This is a genomic window from Neobacillus mesonae, assembly GCF_023715155.1.
GTDB classification, from domain to species: domain Bacteria; phylum Bacillota; class Bacilli; order Bacillales; family Cytobacillaceae; genus Neobacillus; species Neobacillus mesonae_A.
The window spans coordinates 1-23,073 of sequence record NZ_JAMBNQ010000016.1; the positions used below are offsets into that span (position 1 = coordinate 1).

The 23,073-nt window shown below is 38.0% G+C and carries 24 protein-coding genes; 4 read left to right on the forward strand and 20 right to left on the reverse strand.

The features are described 5' to 3' along the window. Positions 1-1,189: 1,189 nt before the first annotated feature. Entirely contained in the window at positions 1,190-2,350 is a 1,161-nt protein-coding gene (locus M3183_RS14195) for a DUF4317 domain-containing protein (protein WP_251470730.1), read from the reverse strand. A 151-nt stretch (positions 2,351-2,501) separates the two neighbouring features. On the opposite strand from M3183_RS14195, the gene M3183_RS14200 reads away from it, so the two are divergent. Beyond that, entirely contained in the window at positions 2,502-3,161 is a 660-nt protein-coding gene (locus M3183_RS14200) for a type 1 glutamine amidotransferase domain-containing protein (RefSeq protein ID WP_251470731.1), read from the forward strand. 228 nt (positions 3,162-3,389) lie between these two features. Here the strand turns inward: M3183_RS14200 and M3183_RS14205 are convergent, their stop codons facing one another. The 15 genes from M3183_RS14205 to M3183_RS14275 form a co-directional block, all read right to left on the reverse strand. Further along, the gene (locus M3183_RS14205; RefSeq protein ID WP_251470732.1) at positions 3,390-3,743 is read right to left on the reverse strand and encodes a CidA/LrgA family protein; all 354 of its coding nucleotides are present in this window, start codon (positions 3,741-3,743) and stop codon (positions 3,390-3,392) included. A gap of 196 nt (positions 3,744-3,939) precedes the next feature. Continuing rightward, positions 3,940-4,599: a DUF429 domain-containing protein gene (locus M3183_RS14210; protein WP_251470733.1), complete on the reverse strand. Its 660-nt coding sequence runs from the start codon at positions 4,597-4,599 to the stop codon at positions 3,940-3,942. A gap of 251 nt (positions 4,600-4,850) precedes the next feature. Then, on the reverse strand, positions 4,851-5,186 hold the full coding sequence (locus tag M3183_RS14215) for a DUF1904 family protein (protein ID WP_251470734.1): 336 nt from the start codon (positions 5,184-5,186) through the stop codon (positions 4,851-4,853). Positions 5,187-5,202: 16 nt separating this feature from the next. Then, the gene (locus M3183_RS14220; protein WP_251470735.1) at positions 5,203-6,291 is read right to left on the reverse strand and encodes an NAD(P)/FAD-dependent oxidoreductase; all 1,089 of its coding nucleotides are present in this window, start codon (positions 6,289-6,291) and stop codon (positions 5,203-5,205) included. Next, positions 6,292-6,621 carry a (2Fe-2S)-binding protein gene (locus tag M3183_RS14225; protein WP_251470736.1) on the reverse strand — a complete coding sequence of 110 codons (330 nt, stop codon included), beginning with the start codon at positions 6,619-6,621 and terminating at the stop codon, positions 6,292-6,294. It abuts the gene before it with no gap. A gap of 32 nt (positions 6,622-6,653) precedes the next feature. Then, entirely contained in the window at positions 6,654-7,742 is a 1,089-nt protein-coding gene (locus M3183_RS14230) for an NAD(P)/FAD-dependent oxidoreductase (protein WP_251470737.1), read from the reverse strand. Then, positions 7,732-8,055 carry a (2Fe-2S)-binding protein gene (locus M3183_RS14235; protein ID WP_251470738.1) on the reverse strand — a complete coding sequence of 108 codons (324 nt, stop codon included), beginning with the start codon at positions 8,053-8,055 and terminating at the stop codon, positions 7,732-7,734. Before M3183_RS14235 ends, M3183_RS14230 begins: the two co-directional genes overlap by 11 nt. A gap of 15 nt (positions 8,056-8,070) precedes the next feature. Next, complete coding sequence (locus M3183_RS14240) at positions 8,071-8,871, reverse strand: ABC transporter permease (protein WP_251470739.1); 801 nt, start codon at positions 8,869-8,871, stop codon at positions 8,071-8,073. Further along, positions 8,868-9,791, reverse strand: coding sequence for an ABC transporter permease (locus M3183_RS14245; RefSeq protein WP_251470740.1), 924 nt, complete (start codon positions 9,789-9,791; stop codon positions 8,868-8,870). Before M3183_RS14245 ends, M3183_RS14240 begins: the two co-directional genes overlap by 4 nt. A gap of 11 nt (positions 9,792-9,802) precedes the next feature. Further along, positions 9,803-10,861, reverse strand: a complete 1,059-nt coding sequence (locus tag M3183_RS14250; RefSeq protein ID WP_251470832.1) for an ABC transporter ATP-binding protein — start codon at positions 10,859-10,861, stop codon at positions 9,803-9,805. Between the two features lie 14 nt (positions 10,862-10,875). Continuing rightward, the gene (locus M3183_RS14255) at positions 10,876-11,961 is read right to left on the reverse strand and encodes an ABC transporter substrate-binding protein (RefSeq protein WP_251470741.1); all 1,086 of its coding nucleotides are present in this window, start codon (positions 11,959-11,961) and stop codon (positions 10,876-10,878) included. Positions 11,962-12,116: 155 nt separating this feature from the next. Continuing rightward, positions 12,117-12,833 carry a GntR family transcriptional regulator gene (locus M3183_RS14260; RefSeq protein ID WP_251470742.1) on the reverse strand — a complete coding sequence of 239 codons (717 nt, stop codon included), beginning with the start codon at positions 12,831-12,833 and terminating at the stop codon, positions 12,117-12,119. Between the two features lie 290 nt (positions 12,834-13,123). Further along, a complete protein-coding gene (locus M3183_RS14265) occupies positions 13,124-13,900 on the reverse strand; it encodes an IclR family transcriptional regulator (protein WP_251470743.1) in 777 nt (258 codons plus the stop codon). A gap of 124 nt (positions 13,901-14,024) precedes the next feature. Then, positions 14,025-14,804 carry a fumarylacetoacetate hydrolase family protein gene (locus tag M3183_RS14270; protein WP_251470744.1) on the reverse strand — a complete coding sequence of 260 codons (780 nt, stop codon included), beginning with the start codon at positions 14,802-14,804 and terminating at the stop codon, positions 14,025-14,027. An 82-nt stretch (positions 14,805-14,886) separates the two neighbouring features. Then, entirely contained in the window at positions 14,887-17,064 is a 2,178-nt protein-coding gene (locus tag M3183_RS14275) for a malate synthase G (RefSeq protein WP_251470745.1), read from the reverse strand. A 474-nt stretch (positions 17,065-17,538) separates the two neighbouring features. Here M3183_RS14275 and M3183_RS14280 point away from each other — a divergent pair, with 474 nt between their 5' ends. From M3183_RS14280 to M3183_RS27455, 3 genes are all read left to right on the forward strand, one after another. After that, positions 17,539-19,341, forward strand: a complete 1,803-nt coding sequence (locus M3183_RS14280; RefSeq protein WP_251470747.1) for a cation:proton antiporter — start codon at positions 17,539-17,541, stop codon at positions 19,339-19,341. A 136-nt stretch (positions 19,342-19,477) separates the two neighbouring features. Further along, positions 19,478-19,921: a cell wall hydrolase gene (locus M3183_RS14285; protein WP_251470748.1), complete on the forward strand. Its 444-nt coding sequence runs from the start codon at positions 19,478-19,480 to the stop codon at positions 19,919-19,921. 265 nt (positions 19,922-20,186) lie between these two features. Then, positions 20,187-20,357 carry a DUF2512 family protein gene (locus M3183_RS27455; protein ID WP_396953725.1) on the forward strand — a complete coding sequence of 57 codons (171 nt, stop codon included), beginning with the start codon at positions 20,187-20,189 and terminating at the stop codon, positions 20,355-20,357. Between the two features lie 329 nt (positions 20,358-20,686). Here M3183_RS27455 and M3183_RS14290 read toward each other — a convergent pair whose 3' ends face one another. The 4 genes from M3183_RS14290 to M3183_RS14305 form a co-directional block, all read right to left on the reverse strand. Further along, the gene (locus M3183_RS14290) at positions 20,687-20,887 is read right to left on the reverse strand and encodes a hypothetical protein (protein ID WP_251470750.1); all 201 of its coding nucleotides are present in this window, start codon (positions 20,885-20,887) and stop codon (positions 20,687-20,689) included. A gap of 296 nt (positions 20,888-21,183) precedes the next feature. Further along, a complete protein-coding gene (locus M3183_RS14295; protein WP_251470833.1) occupies positions 21,184-21,396 on the reverse strand; it encodes a hypothetical protein in 213 nt (70 codons plus the stop codon). Further along, positions 21,305-21,922 carry a peroxiredoxin gene (locus M3183_RS14300; protein WP_251470752.1) on the reverse strand — a complete coding sequence of 206 codons (618 nt, stop codon included), beginning with the start codon at positions 21,920-21,922 and terminating at the stop codon, positions 21,305-21,307. Before M3183_RS14300 ends, M3183_RS14295 begins: the two co-directional genes overlap by 92 nt. A gap of 374 nt (positions 21,923-22,296) precedes the next feature. Beyond that, positions 22,297-22,554, reverse strand: coding sequence for a hypothetical protein (locus M3183_RS14305; protein ID WP_251470753.1), 258 nt, complete (start codon positions 22,552-22,554; stop codon positions 22,297-22,299). Between the last annotated feature and the right edge of the window lie 519 nt (positions 22,555-23,073).

A 23,073-nucleotide genomic window follows, 5' to 3' on the forward strand; every position in this document is an offset into this window, starting at 1 on the left:
CATTATTGGAGTCCTCCTTGGTTAACTAAGTTAGGGGTCATCTCGCCACGATTTGACACCCCGTATCATACCAAGAGGGCTCCTTTTTGTTCAAGTCCCCGAAAATCCTTCTAACAGGAATGCTCCTTTTTCTAAATAACTTTTTAGGTGTAATATTACCCATGGTGCGGTGGCTCTACCATTTGATAACATTAAATCATTTTCTGAACAGTAAGTCAATACTTTATATTGCGAATTTTCATAATAAACTGTTAACTAATAGCATCTTATTTTGATGTAAAACTTGGAATAATAACTTTTATTTTATGTAAACATGTACGACAGCATTAGGGAGATATTTTTTAACCCGACAATTTTTCATCTCCTTACACTATTCGTCTTCTCCATTTTAATATGCTAATATTATAATTTATTGTTGTGAACTTAGAATTATCTCTAAATTACAATTTCATCGCCCTCAGATATAGTAATATAACCAGGTAATACTATCTTTCCATCGATGCTCCACCAAAAGAACCATGTTATTATTGAATATGGTGAATCAGTACGTTCAATTGATAAATCCCCTGATAATAAAATTCTGAACGCTGCTAAAAAGGGCTAATATGGCGGGAAGAAACATGGCGCCCGGATGTGCCGGGTCCGGCGGGAGGATATTATTCAATATGCCGTGGAATGTATGAGGGACGAAAAATTAAACCTCTTCAACTTTGAAATTGCGGATGACGAATGTGAAATTGAAACATTACACAACATGCCTGACATTGATAAAAAAAACAGCTGCAAACCTTCAATTTTGCTTAAAAAAGTTGAGATTCTATGAAATCGTTTCACAGAGTCTATATCAAAGGGTGGAAAAAAGAATTATTTTAAAGCCTGAATTATAGGGAGAACTCTAAAGGGTAAATCGAACAGAAAACAATATGAAGAAAAAATGGTCAGCCACCTGCATATTAATCATTGGTGTTGCTGACCATTTATTTTATACTATAAGAATTACCTACACACTCCGAACGCTCATCAATACTGTTATCAACACTCTTCCAAACAAGATGTGAAGACACTACTGCTAGTTGAACCGATATACATATCCGGTCTTCTCCTTACAGCCTAAGCCCTCCAAATTACATAATATTGAAATGTGCTCTTGGAATATATTCTAACTAGAAAAGTTTTATATTGCCCTTTCTTAAAGGCTCTTCGACTCCTCCAGTTTAAACCCTTCCACAACCACATCTTCATCAACTTCCAGCAATAAACACCGTTTTCCTTCATAGGTGATGTATTTTACATTTTTTAAATCTTTCGGATTGATGGTGACTTCTGCCACTTTGGTACTGATTTTTACATTTTTAGGTATTAAACTGCTTGCTTTGAATTCGTGTTTTTCGTCTGCTACGACACTTTTGAAGGCATGCTCCACTTTACCGGGATTGACATCTTCGACACCGCTTACCGTTAAGATCCGTTCGATATCATGGTGATCCAGTGTCGGGGTTTCACTCTCTTCTTTTTCATTATTCTCCTGGACCACCCGGTCAATTTCCTCGTAAACATTTGAAATTACCTTAGAGTCCACTTGGTCCCCGATGACTTCTTTCAAAATAAAATCAAAGCAGTCCTTATCATCCTGGGCAGTCATGATGTCTTCACAATCCAGTACCTTCTCAATAAATGTAAAATCCGGTTGATTCACTTTCCCAGCACAGTAAAGAATATGGTTTACATCTGCAGCATTGTCATTAAATGCAGGGAACAAGAAACCGGACATCGGAGAATCTAGATTAATAATTGGATCGACGATGTTATAGGACTTAAATTCTTTTTCAATATAATCAAACAACAGGGCTTTCTTTGGAAGATCCGTTTTATTGAGGCTGCATAGTGTAAACTGATTGGAATAAACCTCATCATCCCCGCCTTCTTCAGATTCAAGATTCCGCTTCTTGGTCGGTTTTCGGTATTCTCCGCGAATGAAGGTCACCACAGTGTCAAATTCATATGTAGCATAGGCGAATATTTTCCCGACAATGTCCAGCATATTATCCTGCCAATCAGCCGACTCGGCCTGGAGTCCGTTAAAAAGAATCATTTGCGTACTGTACTCTACATCACGCATGAATTTTAATTCAAATAGTTTCGCATCGAGATGGCCTGTCAAAACCTTTTTAAAGTTGGTCAAAAACAATTCCTGTGTTTCCTGATCTAACAATTGAAAAGGCCTGCAGACTTGGTGGTAAATCTCGCCTGATTCCTTCTTTACATAAACATTGAAGATTTCTTTAATATTCATACGATAATTGTCTAGTTTGAATTCTTTTCGAATATTTGCGATGTCTTTTTTGTTCATTCATTTCAACTCCCGTTCCATATTATACCACATTGTATTCATTTTCTTTTAAACTAACTTTTTGGATAACTAGAACAAAAATATCCTAATGGATATTATTTAAATAGGGGTACAAATTATATTTGTATTATCTATCATAGGAGGTTGGAATGTGTCGAAAAGAGTTCTAATGGTGGTAACTAACCATACGAAGATTACGGATGATCATAAAACAGGCCTTTGGCTGGAGGAATTTGCTGTCCCTTATTTGGTGTTTAAAGAAAAAGGCTATGATGTTAAGGTGACAAGCATTAGCGGAGGCGAAGTGGCGCTGGATCCGAAAAGCATTGACGAAAAACCTGATTGGAAGGATGCTGAAGCAGAGCTGAAAAATACGGTAAAGCTAAGTAAAGAAGACGCACAAGGCTTTGATGTTATTTTCCTCCCTGGCGGCCATGGAACAATGTTTGATTTTCCCGATAGTGAAACGCTTCAATATGTTTTGCAGCAATTTGCCGAGGAAAATAAAGTGATTTCAGCTGTTTGTCACGGTCCTGCAGGGTTCGTCAATGCAACTTATAAAGATGGTACTCCAATTGTGAAAGGAAAAAGCATGACAGCCTTTACAGATGAAGAAGAAAGAGAAATGCAGCTTGACCAGTATATGCCTTTCTTATTAGAAACCAAGTTGCGCGAAAACGGCGCCAATTTTATTACTGCTGAAAAATGGACAGATCATTCGCTCAGAGATGGGAATTTAGTTACGGGGCAAAATCCACAATCGAGTAAAAGTACGGCAGAAAAAGTTGTTGAGGCTTTGGAAGCTTCTTAAAAATGACAGTAAAGGAAATGCGGTGATGGTTCATCCTGTCTATGGGAATGGACCATTTTTTTATATCATTTTATCTCTTCATTTGAATTTGTTTTAAGATTAAGATGATAAATACCGAAGTGGTAAAAAGAGGACCACACCATGTATAGGAAAACCTTTTATGCAGCTTTACGCTAATGAAATACACCAAAATCGTTACAAAAATCCACAACAAAATGTCAACTAACATTATTTGATTTCCCTACTTTTTCGAAAAATCACTGAAATCATACCAGTAAAGATTAGAACGAAAACCGTACTGAAGACGATAGTCACCATTAAATACCATCCTCCATGCAACAGCACTTTCCAATACTGCATAATTCCAACAATGATAGGGATAAAAAATAAGAACGTATGACGATTAATCAATTGACTTGATCGTTGTAGAGAATTAGGGTGAAGAATTCCTGTCATAAATAGCAATAGCAAAATTCCCATGCCGATAAGTGCGGGAGGAATGGAAAAAGGGAGCAAATAGCTTATGTGTACACTGAGTTCATAAAGTAACCAAAGGAAAAAGAACTCTAACAATGTTCTCATTAGGTTTGAATTCCCCCTTTTTCACAATGTTTTTGTTAGTAATACGATACAATAGCATACCGATCACTTCTACTGATGTGTAAGATTATTTAACATAAAAAAAGCTGTAGAAGGAATGATCTGCCTTCTACAGCTAAATACGTAACATTATCTAACATATATGTACCTTTATCTATAATTTAATTCTTAATAATCCTTAACAACAATAATCATAAGGATGAAGAGGAGGATTGGCGGGATACAGCCACATTGGTTTATACTCATGATCCTGCCAATGCCATGCACCTAATGCTGCTGCACAGGCATCGATGGAATGACTTTCGTTTTGTATGATTACAGGAAGGTTTATCAATTTCTGCTCTTTGAACCATTTTCGTATGAATACTCGGGCAGAAAAATCTTGCTTATAAGACAGAACATACTCCAAATCCTCCCGAGCAAGTCTGGAACCAATAATAGCACCCGGATGTACTTCCACAATGTAAATTGGATTTCGGCATGGAAGTCTTTCAACCTCCCTGGTAAGTTTAATCCCCCTGAGTGTGAGATAGACCATCCGATTCAATGTCGGCGGCATGATGGATCCCGGTTTCATCCCTAGTGATACGATAAACTTCCTAAGCTCTTTATCCCCTGATCTATCTCCCCCGCCATCCTGATACGATAATGGGGCATCCATTCCAATTACCACCTCATCCAGCTGACTTTGACTGCAAATTTCATTTAATATTTCCATGTCTCCAATATCACTCATTAGTTTGATAAATTTTAATTCACCGCTACACCGTTCAAATACAGTTAATACCGTGTCCTTATGATTACTAGGGCCTGAAAGATCAATTCCGATCACTCTCATTTTTACCAACTCACTTTTATATGTTAATGAATGTATGTTTAGCTTAACTCAGAACCTCGGAGGCTTTCCATCATTTTGGGGAAAATATTCTTACTTTGACTGTAACGAGAAGAAGGTGAACGTTCGTACTAATACATTTCATTTCAAAAAATAAAAGCAAGCGGAGAAAAAACTGCGTTCTTTCCCCACTTACTTTTTTACTTTTTCTACTATAGCTGCAAATGAAAATTGGGAATATAAAAAGGTTTCATTCAATCCTCTGCAAAACTCTTCCCATTAAAATAATAATCAGACTCTCTAAAGGTACTGAAAGCCAGTTCCACCTCCGGAATCTCAAGTAACTGGACATGTTTCGTGACAGTTTTAGCAAATTGGTCTTGTACTTCTTGACCTCTTTCAAACCATTTTACCTCAATAAATGGGTAACCTGGCACTTCACCCCCATCAAAAACAAAAGTAGAATTGACAACTTCCAATGTAAAGTTATCTGTACCGCATGCACATACATCAGCCAGTTCCTGGACCAATGGTTGACTTATCGTTTTAACTTGCTCAACTGAAATTCCCCGTATAAATAAATGAGGCACCTATATCCCTCCTTCATTATTTTGTTTCCATGTTATTAAACCTGGTAATAGAATACCGATCAATTGGTATAGACGTATCTCCATCTAAAATTAACTCCGTCATGAGCGTGCCGATTAGGGGAGAAAGTGTGACACCGCTATGTGTTGCGGCAACAAAAAGATTTTCAACTCCGGGAATTCTCCCTAGAATTGGAAAACCATCCTCCGGCATCGCACGAATTCCCGAAAAAGCACGAACTACCTTTGCTTTTCGTAACGAAGGGACATAATGGACTGCCAAATTTGCTGTTTCTTGCATCACTTCAAGTGTTGTTGCTCGATTAAATCCTTCCTTTTCCATAGAATATCCTATTAACACTTCACCATTAAAAGCTTGTCTGAGACCGCTAATAGTGTAATTTAAGAATGGTTTAAGGGGCTCAGTTACGAGGATTTGCCCTCTTAATTGGTTGATTGGAATTGTAATATCCACCATTTTTCCTAATTCCCTGGACCAGGTACCTCCTGCAAGGACTAAATTTTTACACTGAAACGTTCCCTTCTGCGACACGACCATAAATTTACCCGGCAGCTTTTGAATTTCGGTTACCTTATTATAGGTTGAATACTGGACACCATTTTTCTTCGCAGCTCTCATGTATCGATCGACTAATCGAAATGGATTCACATTGCCATCGATAGAACTATATGTCGCCCCAGCTACTTCTGGATTAAGAGAGGGCTCTTTTTCTAATGCCTCTTCGCGTGTTAACACCTTAATTTTTATCCCGATTGATTCATAAGTCTTTGCAAGCAGTAATGCTTTTTCTCGGTCTGCCTCATTAAAGAATGGTGACAGGCCTCCTGTTCGCTTATACTCCACATCGCCAATTTTCTTTGATAAATATGGATAAAGTTCCGCACTATACATACTGAATTCAGCATACCAGGAAGGTGTCTTGTTATGAACCCATACCCATGCTTGGGTTGATCCGGATGTGCCTGATAATGGAAACTTTTTATCGAGTACAAGGATTCCCCCTTTATTTCGCTCAGACAAATGATAGGCGATACTGCTTCCTACCACACCGCCTCCGATAATAATCGTTTCATAGCTTGTTTCCATTTATCTCACCTTCCCGTCCTCTAATTCCACCTCATCCAAAACAGATTTCACAGAGGAGAAAGTAGTGCTATTGGTTGCTAATGTATCTAGTTTAATCGGACTTATTGGCATCCTCATTCGAGGCAGCGGAATCTCATGAAAGGGTGTGCCTGTTTTTTCATTAATAGCAGCTGCAACCAGGCAATTGCATATTTTCGACTGGCAGGGCCCCATGCCGCAGCGCGTTAATCTTTTGATATCATCAAAAGTTCTCGCCCCATTCGAAATGACTTTTTCGATTTCTTCTAAACTTATTTCTTCACATCGACAAATGATCGTGCTTTTATCCATTTCCTTCACCTTCTGTCTATCATCTATTTGACTTAAGAGATAAATTGATCCTTTAAAACAGGATGTGTAAAGTTATCTACATGGCGGTTTCTAGCATGCCAGATGTCAAGATTATACTTTGTTTCGACAATCTCCAGCTCTTTCCAAAGTCCTTTTTTTTCCACAGCAGCCGTTTCCTTACTGACAGCACCCAAGGCTTCACACACATTCATGCCGGCAAGCCTTCCTGTTAAGACTAAAGCCCCCTGAGTACTTACCCCGGCAGCATTCCCTGCTAAAAATACATCCTTACAATCTGTTTGAAAATCTTTATTGTATTGCGGGACCCATCCCCCTAATTCTTTTTGAAAACCAAATGAAGTACCTAATTGGTAAAAGATATCTAGAATAGGAGATCTTCCTCCATCTATACATACCAAATCTGCTTTTTCAGTAAAAACACGGTCTTCTTGCTTAATAACAATTTCCTCTACCGCACCCATTCCTCTTGCTTCAACTATAGAGGAGTCAACATAGATAGGAATGCCTATTTTATTAACCTGCTTTACTTTTTCTGTGTTCCTTGAAAGGACGCCGGTACTTTTTTCGACTATCCCCTTTACTTGTACGCCGACTTCAGATAGCTGGAGCGCAACATCCATCGCAAAATCACTAGAACCAACAATTACAGCATCATTACCAGGTTTTACAAAATCCCGATTAATTAAGGTTTGAGCCGCTCCAATGGTCAACACCCCAGGAAGCGTCCATTTTGGAAAGGCAACTGCATTCTCAGCAGCCCCTGTTGCTACAATCATTTTCTTCGTTTTAACCGGAAACACATCCACCTCATCGGTAATCCCAATCGTACCGTCTTGGTAAAATCCAATAACACGGTGACCAAGCAAATAACGAATATCGTATTCTTCTATTTGTTTGATTAAATGGGCAGCCAACTCAAACCCGCGCATTGGCGATAGATCGGAGGGTAAAGAAGAAAGATTCTGTGTCTGTTGAATTAGCTGGCCTCCCAAAGATAATGATTCATCAATTACTGTAACGTCTAACCCTCTGGAAGCTGTTTCAAATGCTGCGGCCAAACCCGCCGGCCCAGCTCCAATAATCAGAACATCAGTCTCCACAGCTTTCACCCCTTACTTCCGGATCCTCATCATTTGGATAGATTTTCATCCCATCTTCTACCCTAGTCATACAGGTACGAACATGATTTTCACCATTTACCGTCGCATAGCAGCTGCAGCATCTCCCTCGTGTGCAAAATAAACCTCTTGGCTGGACAAGGTTTCTGCTCGAACCTAATCGTTTAATATCATTTGCCATTAATGCGGCTGCAACAGTCTGCTGTTCATAGGCTGTATACGGCTGATCATTAAAATAGATGGTTACTGGGTTTTGAAGTTTTTTCCCTAACACAGGATGATGTTTAATATGCATAAAAACACCTTCTTATTAATTTTTCGATGCAAATACTTTTCCGACTCCCAATACCCTTTCAATCACGACCATTAGAACAACCGTTAGTAAAATCATGATACTGGATATAGATGTAATAATCGGATCATATTGATATTGCATATAGGTGTAAATTCGAACTGGCAGTGTAACCACATCGGTGCTGACAATAAATAAGGCAACAGTCAGATCATCGAAAGAAGTAATGAAAGCGAAAATAGCCCCTGCAATTACGCCGGATTTGATTATGGGCAAAGTAATTTGGAAGAATACTCTTAAGCTCCCTGCCCCTAAATTCATGGCAGCCTGCTCTATGGAACGGTCGAATCCTACTAAACTCGCAACGACTAACCGCATTACAAAAGGAATCGTTAAAATGATATGTCCAATAACAAGAGCAATTGGGCTCGCAGCGATGCCAATCCAGGAATAAAATTGCAGCAAGGCAACCCCAAATACAACTGATGGTATTAACAAGGGCGACCCGACTAATTGGGTAATTACTGACTTCCCTTTAAATTCATATCTAACCACAGCAATGGATGCCATGGTTCCGATAATGGTTGCGATAATCGAAGTTCCGAATGCAACAATAATACTTAATGTAAAGGACTGCATAAATTCGGGATGATTGACTAACTCCGCATACCATTTGAAAGTAATACCTTTAGGCGGAAACACGATATAATCGGTAGTCGTCAATGATGATAATAAAACCACTACAATTGGAGCAGCCAGGAAAATGTAGACCAAGAGGCAGAAGAAATGTAGGCTGAATTTAGGTAATTTCTTTCTCATTGGATGGCCACCCCTTTTTCAGATTTCGCCAGTAGTTTGCTATAAACAATGATGGTAATGGTGGCAATAAAGATTAATAGGAAGCCGATTGCCGATCCATATGGCCAATTCAGCATGGTAGTTACCTGCTCATAAGTAAGAAAGGACATGAGCTTCACCTGAGGACCTCCAAGAATGGCAGGTGTAACAAATGAACTTACTGCCAAACTGAACACCATTACAGAACCTGCAAAAATCCCAGGAAGTGTTAATGGTAAAACGACCGAAAAGAATGTTCTAATTGGGCTTGCACCTAGATTTTGTGATGCACGGATGACACTAGGGTCAATTCTTTCAAGGGATCCCATAATGCTTAACACCATGTATGGAAATAAAACGTGAACCATTCCAATTACAACACTGAATTCCGTATATAATAATGTAAGAGGTTGATCAATCAATCCCAGCTTCACTAAGGCATTATTTATGACTCCATTATTGCCCAGCAATATAACCCAGCCGTAACAACGGATAACCATGCTGATCAATAACGGAGATAATACTAAAAGGGTTAAATAATTTTTTGTCCTGCCCTTTGCAATTGTCATTTGATAGGCAACTGGATAAGAGATGGCAATCGCAGCCAATGTCGTGATTAGGCCGATTTTTACTGTCCTCCATAAAACTCCAAGGTAAAATGTATCAGTAAGAAACTTCACATAATTTTGAAGGGTCCAATCATTGCCAATCCCGCTTGAGGCATCAAAAGTCTTAAAGCTCGTGATAAAAAGAAAAAATAATGGAAGCACAAAGAAAAAGATAAAAATGGCGAGCGTTGGCAGCAGCAATAACCACGAATCAAGCTTTTTCCGTGTTGATTTCTTTTTCTTCTGCTCATATAAGAGTTCTTGTTCCTGTTTTATTTCCATGTCAGCCTGCATTCGAATTCACCTCACTTTTTAACAGGTAATAAATCTTCTGGATTCCAAACAGCTAAGACCTCTTGTCCCTCTTTTATTTGATCTGGATTGAATACCGTATTAGAAATATCAGCAAATAAATATTGATTGTTGTTTAGAAAAATGTATCGGGTTTTTGAACCTAGGAACATTTTTCTTTCCACTAAGACTTTTAGCCCTTGGTTATTCTCTAAATTAATTTGAATTTTTTCAGGTCTTAGGTAAAATTCGCTTAAGACACCCTTTGGAACATGATGGGATAATACTTGCTGATATCCATCAAAGGACACCTTACATGGTTGATCATCATTCGATTCCATTACTTCAGCCTGAATATGGTTTACCTCTCCGATAAACCGTGAAACAAAATCTGTTTGCGGGTGGTTATAAATAGCTGCAGGTGTATCCACCTGTTCTATCCTTCCCTCGTACATAACCGCAACCCGGTCTGAAATAGCCAGCGCTTCTTCCTGATCATGTGTTACAAATATGGTAGTAATCCCTACTTTTTTTTGAATCCCTACAATTTCTTCACGCATTTCCTGCCTCAGCTTGGCATCAAGATTGCTTAATGGCTCATCAAGAAGCAGCACTTTAGGCTTAATGACAAGAGCTCTTGCTAATGAGACACGCTGCTGCTGGCCGCCGGAAAGTTCCTTTGGATAACGTTTTTCATACCCCGATAACCGGACCATTTCAAGCGCCTCTAAAACACGTTGATTAATTTCAGCTTTACTAACCTTGCGCAGCTTCAACCCGTAGGCCACATTATCGAACACAGTCATGTGAGGGAAGAGAGCATAGTTTTGAAAAACCATGCCCATCTCTCTTTTATTGGGAGGAAGCAGGTGGACTGGTTTTCCGTCCACCACAATCTTTCCCCCGTCTACTTCTAGAAACCCAGCAATCATATTGAGAGTTGTGGTCTTGCCGCATCCCGATGGACCAAGAAAGGAGACAAGCTCCCCTTTCTCTATCTCAAGATTCATCTTTTTTACTACCTCTGTTTTGTTAAACGTCTTTACTACATTTTCAAGGCACAGATAGCTCATCATTTCACCTCTTTTTAGTGGGCAACTTCTATTTCTTTATTTGCTCTCTCTGTCCATTCAGCACGTTTTTGATTCACATATTCCCAGTCCACTTTTATTAGCTTTGAAATTTGCTCATCCCCATATGGAATTTTCTCAGTAATATCGCCGCTTAATTTCACATTCTTATTAACAGGACCATCAAATACTGATAAGGCAAATTCTTTTTGAACTTCTTCACTTAAAATATAATTTACAAATTTTTGAGCCAGCTCTTCATGTGGAGCATTCTTCACTACGTTTGCCGTTAACATTAGGGCCGGAGCACCTTCTTTTGGGATGACAAATTCAATTGGAAATCCAGTATCTTTTAGGGTAAATACCCGGCTGCTGCCCCAAGCACTTGCGACTGTCTGGCCCTGCATGAAGTAATTGGATACATCCGCGGTCTTATCGAAAGTCACCGCATTCTTAGACATTTCTTTTAGTTTTTCAAACCCAGGTTCGATATTTTTTTCATCTCCTCCATTTGTTTTGGCAGCCATAATCAGCAAATGAACCCCGTAAGTATTTGAAATAGACGGTAAAACGAGTTTTCCTTTAAATTTTGAATCGGCTAAATCATTCCAGGATGTAGGGGGTTCCCAATTGTTTTTTTCAAATGCCTCTTTGCTATAGGCAAGTCCTGTAGAGACAATACCAAAACCGACCCCGACTTGATCCTTGTCTTTTGCAATGTCATAGACATTTGCCAAGTTGGTGACAATTTTTTCATCTAACGGCGCCAGCAGACCAAATGATTTTGCCTGGGCTTGAGGACCGTCGTCAATAAAAGCTACATCAATCTCAGGATTATCCTTTTGTGCTTGCAGTTTTGAAACGGTGTCGACAGAACTACCAGTAATATACTTAACCTTTACACCAAATTCCTTCTCAAATTTAGGAATAACGATTTCCTTAAATTTTTTCTCATAACTTCCCCCATAAGCAGCTAACACCAAGGTTTTGCTGTCTTTACCATTTGATTCTTTTGAAGTACTGCTTGTTTCATTACTACTGCAAGCTGATACAACAACTAGCATTAAACAAATGATTCCAATAAGCAGTGTTTTCCTTTTCATCACTTTTCCTCCTTTTAATAGGTCTTCCAAATTTGGGTTTCACTCCTTTTTAATCATTTAAAAATTCGCAATATTTTATTTTGAATTTTCTGATATCTGATTTTAAAAAATATAATTTTATAAACTTTGAGGATATAATATTATAACTTTATAAGTTAAAAATGAGTTTCTGTATAGTAGATCGTTTTGTCTGGGCGGTCGATAAATGTGGAATATTCTACGATGTCTCCTTGGTGTGTATAGGTAAATCTCTCCCATTTAAAAACAGGGGTACCGGATTCGACCTGGAGCCTTTCTGCTTCTTCATCCTTTACAACATAAGGCTTAATGAATACTTTTACCTTGTCTAAAGAAACCTGATATTTTTTTTGCAGAATATTGTAAATTAGGTCATTGTTGATATCATCTGTTGTAAGAGTGGGGCATATTTCATATGGAAGATAGGTATATTCAAGCATGATGGGCACATCATTTTCAATCTTTACACGATGTATTTTGAAGATTTTAGCTTTAGGCGGTAATACTAGTTTCTTCACAATTTCATTATTCGCATCTTCTATTGAAAAACTGATTAATTCGTGGGGATGTTCTTCATTATCTGTTGTTAGTGTAAAAAAGGCGGTTATATCACGCTCTTTTGTGGAACCGGATACAAATGTTCCTTTTCCTCTCTGCCTATAGAGGTATCCCTTATTGACGAGCTCTATTACAGCCCGTTTGACGGTAATGGTGCTGACATCGAATATTTCAGCTAGTTCCTGTTCAGCAGGCAGCTGATAGCCCACTTCCCATTGTTTCGAAGTGATTTTCTTTTCCAGCACCTGTTCAACCTGCCGATAAAAAGGAACATGGCTATTTTTATCAATTTTCATATTTTCTCCTTTTTATAATGTTATAACTTTATAACCTTATATGAAATAAGTTATTATGTAATTTATAATTTATACCTATTTCGCCTAGTTGTCAATATTTTTTGAATATTTTAACTCCTATATATTTAATATAAATATGGATTGGTGCCACTAATCAGCTGAATAAATTCTCTATCCCATTACTATATTTTTAATAGATGAATGAACCTGCTAGCTTTATAAGTAAAAAACCACCGTAACCCTTCATTTTAGAAGTTTTACAAGTGGTATCTAAAGGCCTTTTTTATCCATTACTGGATGGAACCCGTAAATCCTAGTCTTAAAGAGATCCGGTTTCCTACTTCTATCATTTTATGTGAAAGCAATCCAAGCCGCTCATCCGTCATCCTAAATGCGGGTCCCGAGATGCTGATGGATGCACATACATTGCCTGCATGATCAAATATTGGAGCAGCAATACAGCGAATTCCATATTCATTTTCTTCCATATCCAGCGCATAGCCTTTTTGTTTCACTTTCATCAATTCCTTAAGCAAAGAATCCTGGTCAGTAATCGTCTTGTCGGTATGCTTCGGCATTCCCTTACGTTCTAGTATTTCTAAAACCACACTTGTTGGTAAATGAGACATGATGGCTTTTCCCACTGAAGTGCAATGCATGGGAGCCCTTTTTCCAACCTTTGAATGCATCCTTAAGGTTTCATTTCCTTCCAGTTTTTCTATGTAAACCACTTCGCCACGGTCAAATACTACAAGATGAATAACCTCATTTGTCTCCTGTTCTAACTCACGTAAAAACGGTTTTGCTTCCGATCTCAGGTCAATTGAATCAAGCAGTTTGGAACTGATATCTAAAAATTTATATCCCAGCTTATAACGGCCGGTTTCTGGATCCTGTTCCATATACCCGTACTGAACTAATGTGGATAGAATTCGATAAACAGAACTTTTATTAATGTCCATTTGATTGGAAATTTCCGTAACTCCGATTCCATCCCGGTTTAATCCAACAATATGGATAATATCCAATGCTCTGCTGACAGATTTCACCATATTTTCTCTTGTCAAAAAGATTCACCTCCATTTTGAAACACCCTCACTTTACCAGTGAGGGTGTTAAACGACTATTTGAATATATTACTTTTTGGACTCTTTCATTATAACATCTCGAGTCTTAGTACCAATATCCAGTTTATCGGATGTTTTCAATTGCCCTTTCATGTATAAACGTATTCTTAAGTGTCCCGATTTCTTTAATTTCACATTCAATGCTGTCCTCCGCATCTACCATTTCTGCTCCTAAAGGACTCCCTGTTAAAATAACATCCCCTGGTTGAAGGGTCATCACATAGGTAAGATATGAGACCATCTTTCGTAACGGAACGATCATTAATTCTGTTCCGCTATTTTGCTTTTCCACTCCATTAAGCCTTGCTTCCACTCTAATTTGATGAGGATCCAGGTCTGTTTCAATCACCGGACCTAATGGGGTAAACGTATCAAACGATTTACCAATTGTCCAGTGTCCATTTGGGTGAAAAAATTGTGGTGCTGTTACATCATTTCCTACCGTATAGCCGAACACATAATCTAGTACATCTGATTCAGGGACATTCTTTACTTCTTTCCCAATAACTACTGCCAATTCTGATTCAAATTTCACCTGGCTAATCTCATTTGGAATCACAATCTTTTCATCCGGTCCAATAACTGAGGAAATTGGTTTTAAAAAGAAAACAGGGATATCAGGTAATTCCTCTGGCAGGTCTTCCACTTGAGCCACATAATTAGCCCCGATACCAATAATTTGATTCGGCTTAAGCGGTGCGAGAAACCGAACTTGATCTTTATAAAATTCATTTCCTGTGTAGTTCCATTCCCCAAATATATCCCCATCTATTTCTCTGATTGTCCCTTTATCTAGGACTCCCAAACTTATTTTTCCATTCGCACTAAACCTGGCAAACTTCAAATCATTTCCCTCCTTCCAATACCCTTGTTAAAATGAACTTCTAGATTCGAATTATCTTCTAAAAAATATCGATTTCGTGTTATTATTTGCTCACTGTCATTTTTGCCTTTGCCTCAATCCGGCGGCGATGTAATATTGGTTCAGTATAACCGTTAGGCTGGTCAACACCTAAGAAAACAAGGTCGCACGCCGCTTGGAAGGCTACGGAGCGATCGTAATCAGGAGCCATTGGGCGGTAAGCGGAATCACCGGCATTTTGTTCATCGACAACTTTGGCCATACGCTTTAATGTCTCCAATACCTGTGCCTTTGTTGTTATCCCGTGGTGCAGCCAATTCGCAATATGCTGGCTGGAAATTCTTAATGTTGCCCTATCTTCCATTAATCCAACGTTGTTGATATCCGGTACCTTAGAGCAGCCAATACCTTGTTCAACCCAGCGGACCACATATCCCAAAATTCCTTGCGCATTATTGTCCAGCTCTTCTTGAATCTCATCAGGATTCCAATTGGAATTATAGGCTGCAGGGATTTCCAAAATGGCATCTGTGAAATCCTTCATCTCATTCAGCTTTTCCTCCTGTATCTTGGCTGTGTTAATTTCATGATAATGCAAGGCATGAAGCGTTGCAGCTGTTGGCGACGGTACCCAGGCAGTTGTGGCCCCGGTTTTTAGCTGACCGATTTTTTGCTCTAGCATGTCAGCCATCCTATCAGGCATTGCCCACATTCCTTTTCCAATCTGGGCCCTGGATTGGAATCCAGCTGCTAAACCAGCACTAACATTCGATTCCTCATAGCTCTGAAGCCATGTGGAACCTTTCATTTCATTCTTGCGGATCATCGGGCCGGCTTCCATAGAAGTGTGGATTTCGTCTCCTGTCCGGTCTAAGAAACCTGTATTAATAAATACAACACGTTCACTGACTTCTTTAATACATGCTTTTAAGTTTAGTGAAGTCCGGCGTTCCTCATCCATAACACCGATTTTTAATGTATTTCGTTCCAGGCCAATCAAATCTTCCACCCTATTAAATAATTCGTTGGCAAAAGCCGTCTCTTTCGAACCGTGCATTTTTGGTTTTACGATATAAATAGAGCCTTTTGATGTGTTTTGATATTGACCATTTCCAAGTAACGTGTGCTTGGCAATTAAACTAGTAATAACAGCATCCAAGATCCCTTCCTGAACCTCTTCCCCGTTTTGGTCAAGGATGGCAGTATTTGTCATTAAATGTCCGACATTCCTGACAAACATAAGGGAACGACCAGACAATGTTAATTTTTGTCCATCCGGCATGGTATAACAGCGGTCGGGATTTAACGTGCGCGTTATCGTTCTATTGCCTTTGGCAAAAACAGCTGATAAGTCACCTTTCATCAACCCCAGCCAATTACGGTATACAAGCACCTTATCCTCCGCATCGACTGCTGCAACCGAATCCTCGCAATCCATAATAGTTGTCACAGCCGCTTCCATCAAGATATCCTTTATACCCGCAGCATCTGCTTTACCAATAGGGTGTTCTCGATCAAGCTGAATTTCGAAATGAAGACTATTATTTTTCAATAAAACGGCTGACGGGTCAGCAGCTTCCCCCTTATAACCCTTCAATTTCGACTCATCTTCTAAACCAGTTATTTGACCATTTTGAAGGGAAACTGACAATTTCCCTTCAACAACTTGATAGCATAAAGCCTCCTTGTGGGATGCATTTTCTAATGGTGCAGCATGATCTAGAAATTCCCTTGCAAAATTGATTACCTTCTCCCCGCGGACAGGATTATAACTTCCGCTTCGATGGGCACCATCTTCTTCACTAATGGCATCAGTTCCATAAAGGGCATCGTAAAGACTTCCCCATCGGGCATTAGCTGCGTTAATAGCGTAGCGCGCATTATTTACAGGCACCACCAGCTGTGGACCGGCCTGGAGGGAAATTTCATCATCGACATTGTTAGTAGTAATTTGAAAATCCTCCACCTCTGGCTCCAAATATCCGATCTGCTGTAAAAATGTTTTATATTGGTTAAAATCAAATTGTTGATTTTGCTTATGCCACTCGTTAATCTTCATTTGGATTTCATCACGGACAGCTAGCAGTTCGCGGTTCTTAGGTGTCAAATCCTTAATTAATTGTTCAAATCCACCCCAAAACCTGCTTTCTTCTACCCTGCTTTCCGGCAGTACTTCATGATTAATAAATTCATAAAGTTCAGAAGCAACCTGAAGATTTCCCACTTTTTCGTAATGTGTCATCGTTCAATTTCCCCCTTATAATTGTTTGCCATTACGCAACACCGTTTCTATAAATACACATGTTTGTTATCACGCAACAGCGTTTTAGATTTTGTAAAAAAATCTTACCGTCTTAAAAATACGAAGCCAGTTAATAGTCGTTAATTCTATATCAGGTGACAGGCATCCACTATTAACCTAATGTTTCGCAATAAGCAACAGCGTTTCTAAATTAATAAAAAATAAAACTAAATTTACTTTTTATCACCCCTTTTGGAAATAAATTTTATAATTATCAGACTATTCTTATTAAACCATAATTATTTCATTTTTCAAAGGGTTTTTTTGTTTGAATTTTTTATAAAAAATGATGGCAGATATGATTCTTTCAAATTAGCATGTATATTAGTGGAAATCCGCTAATGCCAATGACTGTTTCATGCTTTTCGTCATTTTTGGGAATACTAACCTTACTTTGACTGTAACGAAAAGAAGGTGAACTACATTAATCAAGAATTTGCTTTAATCAGCATTGTTGTTGTCATTGGAATTGGTATTTTTTCACAGTGGCTTGCATGGCGGATACAATGGCCGTCCATTGTCATTATGTCAATAGCCGGACTATTAATTGGTCCAATATTAGGAAATATCAATCCACAAGAAGCGTTAGGAAATCTTTATAGCCCTATTATCTCCCTTGCAGTTGCTATGATTTTATTTGAGGGCAGTACAAGCCTTGATATACGAGAACTGAAGGGGATTTCAAAATCTGTTTTCCGAATTGTAACCTTGGGTGCATTCATAGCCTGGATTGGCGGTTCATTAGCAGCTCACTATATCGCAGGTCTCAGTCTTGAAATTTCCTTTATCATCGGCGGCTTATTTGTCGTTACGGGACCTACCGTCATCATCCCATTATTAAGGCAGGCAAAATTAAAACCAAGAGTCGCTTCAGTATTAAAATGGGAAGGTATCATTGTTGACCCAATTGGTCCCCTGCTCGCTTTGTTTGCTTACTGGATTATCAGAATAACCTCTATTGAAACCTTCCACTATAGTGATTTTGTTCCATTCTTTGTTGACTCGCTGGCAGCGATTTTTGCTGGGTTAATTATTGGGATTCTGGTCAGTTTTCTGGTGAGTAAAGGAATATTTCCTGAATATCTTAAATCCCCCATTATTATTTGTTTCGTATTCGTGTGCTTTATCATCGGCGAAGTAATCATGCATGAAACAGGTATGCTTGCTGTAACGGTTATGGGGCTTACTTTGGCACGGACAAAGAAGTATATTCATTCCATTGGGAGCATTGGCCACTTTATGGAGAACCTCTCCGTGATGCTCACTTCAACTGTATTTATTTTACTCACAGCATCATTAACGAAAGAAAGGATTTCAGAGATTTTCACCTGGCCGATTCTTTGCTTTGTTTTGGCCATGCTGTTTCTTGTCCGACCATTGTCCATTTGGATTTCAACCTTTGGAACTGAATTAACTATACAGGAAAAAATGCTTGTCGGCTGGATTGCTCCAAGAGGAATTGTCGCATTGACCGTTTCAGGCTATTTTGCTGACCAGCTGGTTGCGGATGGTTATCAAAACGCAGCTATACTAACTTCCTTAACTTTAGCATTGGTTTTTATAACTGTCTGTGCTCACGGATTTTCTATTGGACCGATCGCACGAAAGCTGGGCTTGGCCAATACAGAATCTTCAGGTTTAATCTTGGTTGGAGCCAGCAGCTTTTCGGTTGCTTTTGGTGATCATTTAAAGCAAATGGGTACACCGGTCCTCATTACAGATACATCCTACGATCGCTTGTTACCTGCAAGAAAGTTAGAGATTGATACTTACCATGGGGAAATCCTGTCTGAACATAGCGAATTTGAGATTGACATGACTCCCTATGAAATGATTTTATCGATGACGGGAGATGCCGCCTACAATGCGTTAGTTTGTCAGTCTTATATCCCTGAATTTGGATATCAAAATATATTTGCTCTTCCTGTTGGAAAAAACAAACTAAATTCTAATGAACTTCCCCCTTCTATCAAAGCGAATCTTCTTTTTGGGGAAGATGAAACGTTTAAAGAATTAAACAAAAAGATCAACACTGGGTATACGATGAAAAATATGGAGATAAATGAGAAGAAGTCGATTCAAAAGGAAGATCTGACAGTAAACGGAACTCCATTATGTATCAAGAAGAAAAATGGGGGTATCGTACCTGTTACATTTAAAGATAAACTAATGCTGGATGAGGGTGATCAACTGGTCATACTGGTGCTGGAACATTAATCTTAACGAAAAATTGTTGGTGCCCGGTATTACTGCTCCAATCATTTGTATTTTTTGCGGTACTTCGCATGCTATTTTGGAAAAAGTCTACATCTATTTAGGCTTTTTTTCATACTTATACTTTGGGGGTGAAAAAATGCCGAGGGTAAATTACCGAAGTTCGGACGTTAACTTAATGGCAAGGATGATGAGAGCTGAAGCTGAAGGTGAAGGAAAACAAGGAATGTTATATGTTGGAAATGTAATTGTTAATCGTCTAAAAGCAGATTGCTCTGACTTTAAAGGTTTAAGATCAATCTCCCAAGTGATTTTTCAAGTTCAAGGAGGAAATTATTCCTTTGAAGCGGTTCAAAAAGGGAATGTATTTTATCAAAGAGCAAGAACTTCTGAAAAACGATTAGCGAAGAAAAATTTAGAGTATTGGAGAGAACACCCAGGAAAATATGCTCTTTGGTACTTTAATCCATATGCTCCCTGCCCTTCCACCTGGTATGGTCAACCATTTGCCGGTCAATATAAAAATCATTGTTATTATGAACCAAAACCCGGAACATGTGAAAGTGTTTATACTGGAGGCTAACCATTCCATTTAGTTAAATAAATAAAAGTACAAAAAAGCATAAAATGAAAAGCCCGAATCGATCATTACTAAGTAATCATTGATTTAGGCTTTTTGTTTAACTCACTCCCATTAAATTTATAACTTTCATCAGCATCCAATTGTGCCTCCTAAATTTTCCATTTTCCTTAGTGTATATCAAAAAAATGGAGGTGTAAGAATGAATTAAGGTATATTTTAAGAATTGCTATGAAGTTTATTACAGCTGCAGTTGTAATGGGCATTATTGTGCGTTGGGCTGGGATCTAGAGCTTCAGATATCCTAGCCATTTCAGCTGTAATAGCTATTGTTAGTTATGTAGCGGGTAACCTATTTATTTTACGGGTTACCAATAATACAGTGGCAGCCATTGTTGACTTTGTCATTTCATTTGCAATATGTAGTAAAAAGTTTTGAGTAATGTAATTAACACATTTTTGAAATGAATGAAGTGACTATATAGAGGAACATGTTAGTAAAAAAAGCTTGTCCTAGAGAAATGACTTTACATTTGAAAGGTGGAAAAGAATCTCCTATAATTAATGGCGTCTAAGAGAATTGGGGGATTGAATATATGGGTTAAATATCAATTTATGTCAATTGAATCAATTTTAACTAAACTCCTCACACTAATTAAAACTTTTACAGGTTTTCCCGTTTGGTAAAGTCGTGTTAAATGGGGTCGTTTTTGTCCATTCATCTTCTTCAATTCGAAAAATGATACTACAAGACCAATAATCAGAACATCATCCATTATTCCTTCTTTCTTCAAATTCTCTATATGCAGGAATTACAGACAGCACAGCACAAATAATAACAATGGCAGGCATATTATAAGGAGAGTTAAAAAGTAGAATAAATACATTAAAAAAAGTGAAGCTGCAAATATAATCCCTCAAATAGGCCATTATGATCACTATTCCTAAATACGCTTTTTCTTCATCCATTATTTTCACCTCAATTTCAGTTTGATTCCATTGTAATTTGGAATATGGTGGAGAAGAAACAGGAAAAAAGTTAATAAATGGTTAAGTTATTGTAAATCGATACTTTTTGAATTGTTTAGGCTTCTGTATTGTATAGGCAATGGACTTAAGCCAAACTATCTACGAACGATTTTCCTATATATAAATTTTGCTGTACATCATTATAGTTTTTTGGAATACTATTTTCTTTCCTTATTTAAGCATAAAAAAATTCCTCGCCTTTAAATGGAAGCGAGGATGAATATGAATGTGGTTGTTTAATAGCTTCTCTTGATGAACGATTTTACAAGATTAATAGAATGCATTACATTGGTTTCCCGCTCCCAATAATGACAGCTATTTGCTCTGCATTTTTCATCTTTTTGCTTTTTAAACAATTTAAATCCTTCCAATGTATTTTGGATCCCTAATAATTCCAGGCTGCCCTGAAACCCAATTAGCAGGTATTCCTTCTCCTGTCCTTCTGCCATATTGTATCCCTTGAATTACCCTTAAAATTTCGTAAACATTTCTACCAACTTCTAAAGGGTTTACAAATTTTGTAACAATCATTCCTTCTGGATCAATAATAATAGTTGCTCTGAATGCAGTCCCTGTTTTTTCATTTAGGACTCTATATGCTTTACTGATTTCATGTGATCGGTCACTTATTAGTGGAAAAATCACCTTAGAGGCGGAGGGAGAAACCTCAGTAAAAACTTTATGGGAATATACACTGTCTGTGCTTATTGCAAGTACATTTGCAGATAAGACCTTCAGTTGATCATAAATAGCAGCGACCGCTGCCAATTCTGTCGGTCAAACAAAAGTAAAATCACTTGCATAAAAAAATAAGATCACCCATTTTCCACGATAACTTTCTAGACGTATTTCTTTTATTTTCTTTTCTACATTATCGTAAGCTTCTGCAGCAAATAGAGGTGCTAAATCAGTTGTTTGTGCACAAAATGGCTGAACACAGTCATTCAAAACATCCTCATCCCTTTTAAATTCCATTTTTTCACCTCAATTCATTCCCCTGAGTGAAATTATGCGGCTTTTCATTGATCAATTGTATTTCATTACATATTGTATGTAGGGTTTTATGTCCAATTGAGCCTATTTAGGATATGTCGTTTACTTCTTAAATGGGATGGGCACGTAGAAGCAGTCTACTTGACCGAAAACGGAAGAATTAGAATGAAATGGGCATGTAGAAGTGGTCTACTTGACCGAAAGGGAAAAAATGGAATGGGGTGGTCACGTAGAAAGGGGTTACGTTCCGAAGCTGGGAAATTTGGGATGGGTGGGCACGTAGAAGCAGTTTACATGAACGATCTCTTTACCCAAATTTGAGGCATTTCTCGAAATACCATCAAGTCTTCGTTATGTTAATTAGCAACATCAACAACCGTACTATCTTCAATCTTTTTTCCGTTATATAGTAAAGTCCCGTGATTATTAGAATTTAGAGAAACTTTAATTTCGTTTTTTCCTTGTTTCAAAGTACCTAAATAATAATACTTTCCATATAACCGATTAACTTTCTCCCCATTTATGTATAAATGAGCATGACCTTCATTATAACTTGGTAAATGGTCCCCTGCCTTTTTAGGGTTAAATTTAAAATTTTCTGTCTGAATTTCCAAAAACCATGTGTTAGATTTATCTTGGGAAACAAAAGCTTTTACAGAAGGAACATCATATCCTTCAGGAATTTCTACATTATCATGGACTGCGTGTGATGAATTGACAGAAATATGGTTGTGATCGTTTTGGTTTGTAAAATAAAGGCTCTTTTCTAAAAGATTGTTGCTTTTTGCTCCCTTTTTAAGATTCGTTCAAAAAATAGAGGTAGAAATTCCTATTATTTAGGGAATTGGATGTTAATTAGCTGAAATAGACGGAGGAATTTCCCTTATTTGATTTTAAACTGCTAAAATCGGGTGCTTTTCATTGAATAACGGAAAAAACTCCGCTTATTTTTTACTATTTAGGCTTAATTTTGCAAATAACGGGAAAACTTCCGCTTATTTTTTACTTCCAAGGGGTCTATCCTGTAATCCAGCTTTTTCGCAGAGTCCGCTTATTCCTAAATTGAATAAACCACCGCTTTTCTTGGCATAACAACATAGTTTACGAAAACAGCCAAAATAAAAAAGGAATAC

Bases quoted from the DNA above. Each gene is read 5' to 3' on its own strand.
- M3183_RS14220 (WP_251470735.1), bottom strand. From the start codon at position 6,291: ATGGAAACAAGCTATGAAACGATTATTATCGGAGGCGGTGTGGTAGGA.
- M3183_RS14245 (WP_251470740.1), bottom strand. From the start codon at position 9,791: ATGCAGGCTGACATGGAAATAAAACAGGAACAAGAACTCTTATATGAG.
- M3183_RS14290 (WP_251470750.1), bottom strand. From the start codon at position 20,887: ATGGATGAAGAAAAAGCGTATTTAGGAATAGTGATCATAATGGCCTAT.
- M3183_RS14285 (WP_251470748.1), top strand. From the start codon at position 19,478: ATGCCGAGGGTAAATTACCGAAGTTCGGACGTTAACTTAATGGCAAGG.
- M3183_RS14225 (WP_251470736.1), bottom strand. From the start codon at position 6,621: ATGGATAAAAGCACGATCATTTGTCGATGTGAAGAAATAAGTTTAGAA.
- M3183_RS14205 (WP_251470732.1), bottom strand. From the start codon at position 3,743: ATGAGAACATTGTTAGAGTTCTTTTTCCTTTGGTTACTTTATGAACTC.
- M3183_RS14210 (WP_251470733.1), bottom strand. From the start codon at position 4,599: ATGAGAGTGATCGGAATTGATCTTTCAGGCCCTAGTAATCATAAGGAC.
- M3183_RS14240 (WP_251470739.1), bottom strand. From the start codon at position 8,871: ATGAGAAAGAAATTACCTAAATTCAGCCTACATTTCTTCTGCCTCTTG.
- M3183_RS14295 (WP_251470833.1), bottom strand. From the start codon at position 21,396: ATGGCAGAAGGACAGGAGAAGGAATACCTGCTAATTGGGTTTCAGGGC.
- M3183_RS14250 (WP_251470832.1), bottom strand. From the start codon at position 10,861: ATGAGCTATCTGTGCCTTGAAAATGTAGTAAAGACGTTTAACAAAACA.
- M3183_RS14260 (WP_251470742.1), bottom strand. From the start codon at position 12,833: ATGAAAATTGATAAAAATAGCCATGTTCCTTTTTATCGGCAGGTTGAA.
- M3183_RS14195 (WP_251470730.1), bottom strand. From the start codon at position 2,350: ATGAACAAAAAAGACATCGCAAATATTCGAAAAGAATTCAAACTAGAC.
- M3183_RS14235 (WP_251470738.1), bottom strand. From the start codon at position 8,055: ATGCATATTAAACATCATCCTGTGTTAGGGAAAAAACTTCAAAACCCA.
- M3183_RS14275 (WP_251470745.1), bottom strand. From the start codon at position 17,064: ATGACACATTACGAAAAAGTGGGAAATCTTCAGGTTGCTTCTGAACTT.
- M3183_RS14255 (WP_251470741.1), bottom strand. From the start codon at position 11,961: ATGAAAAGGAAAACACTGCTTATTGGAATCATTTGTTTAATGCTAGTT.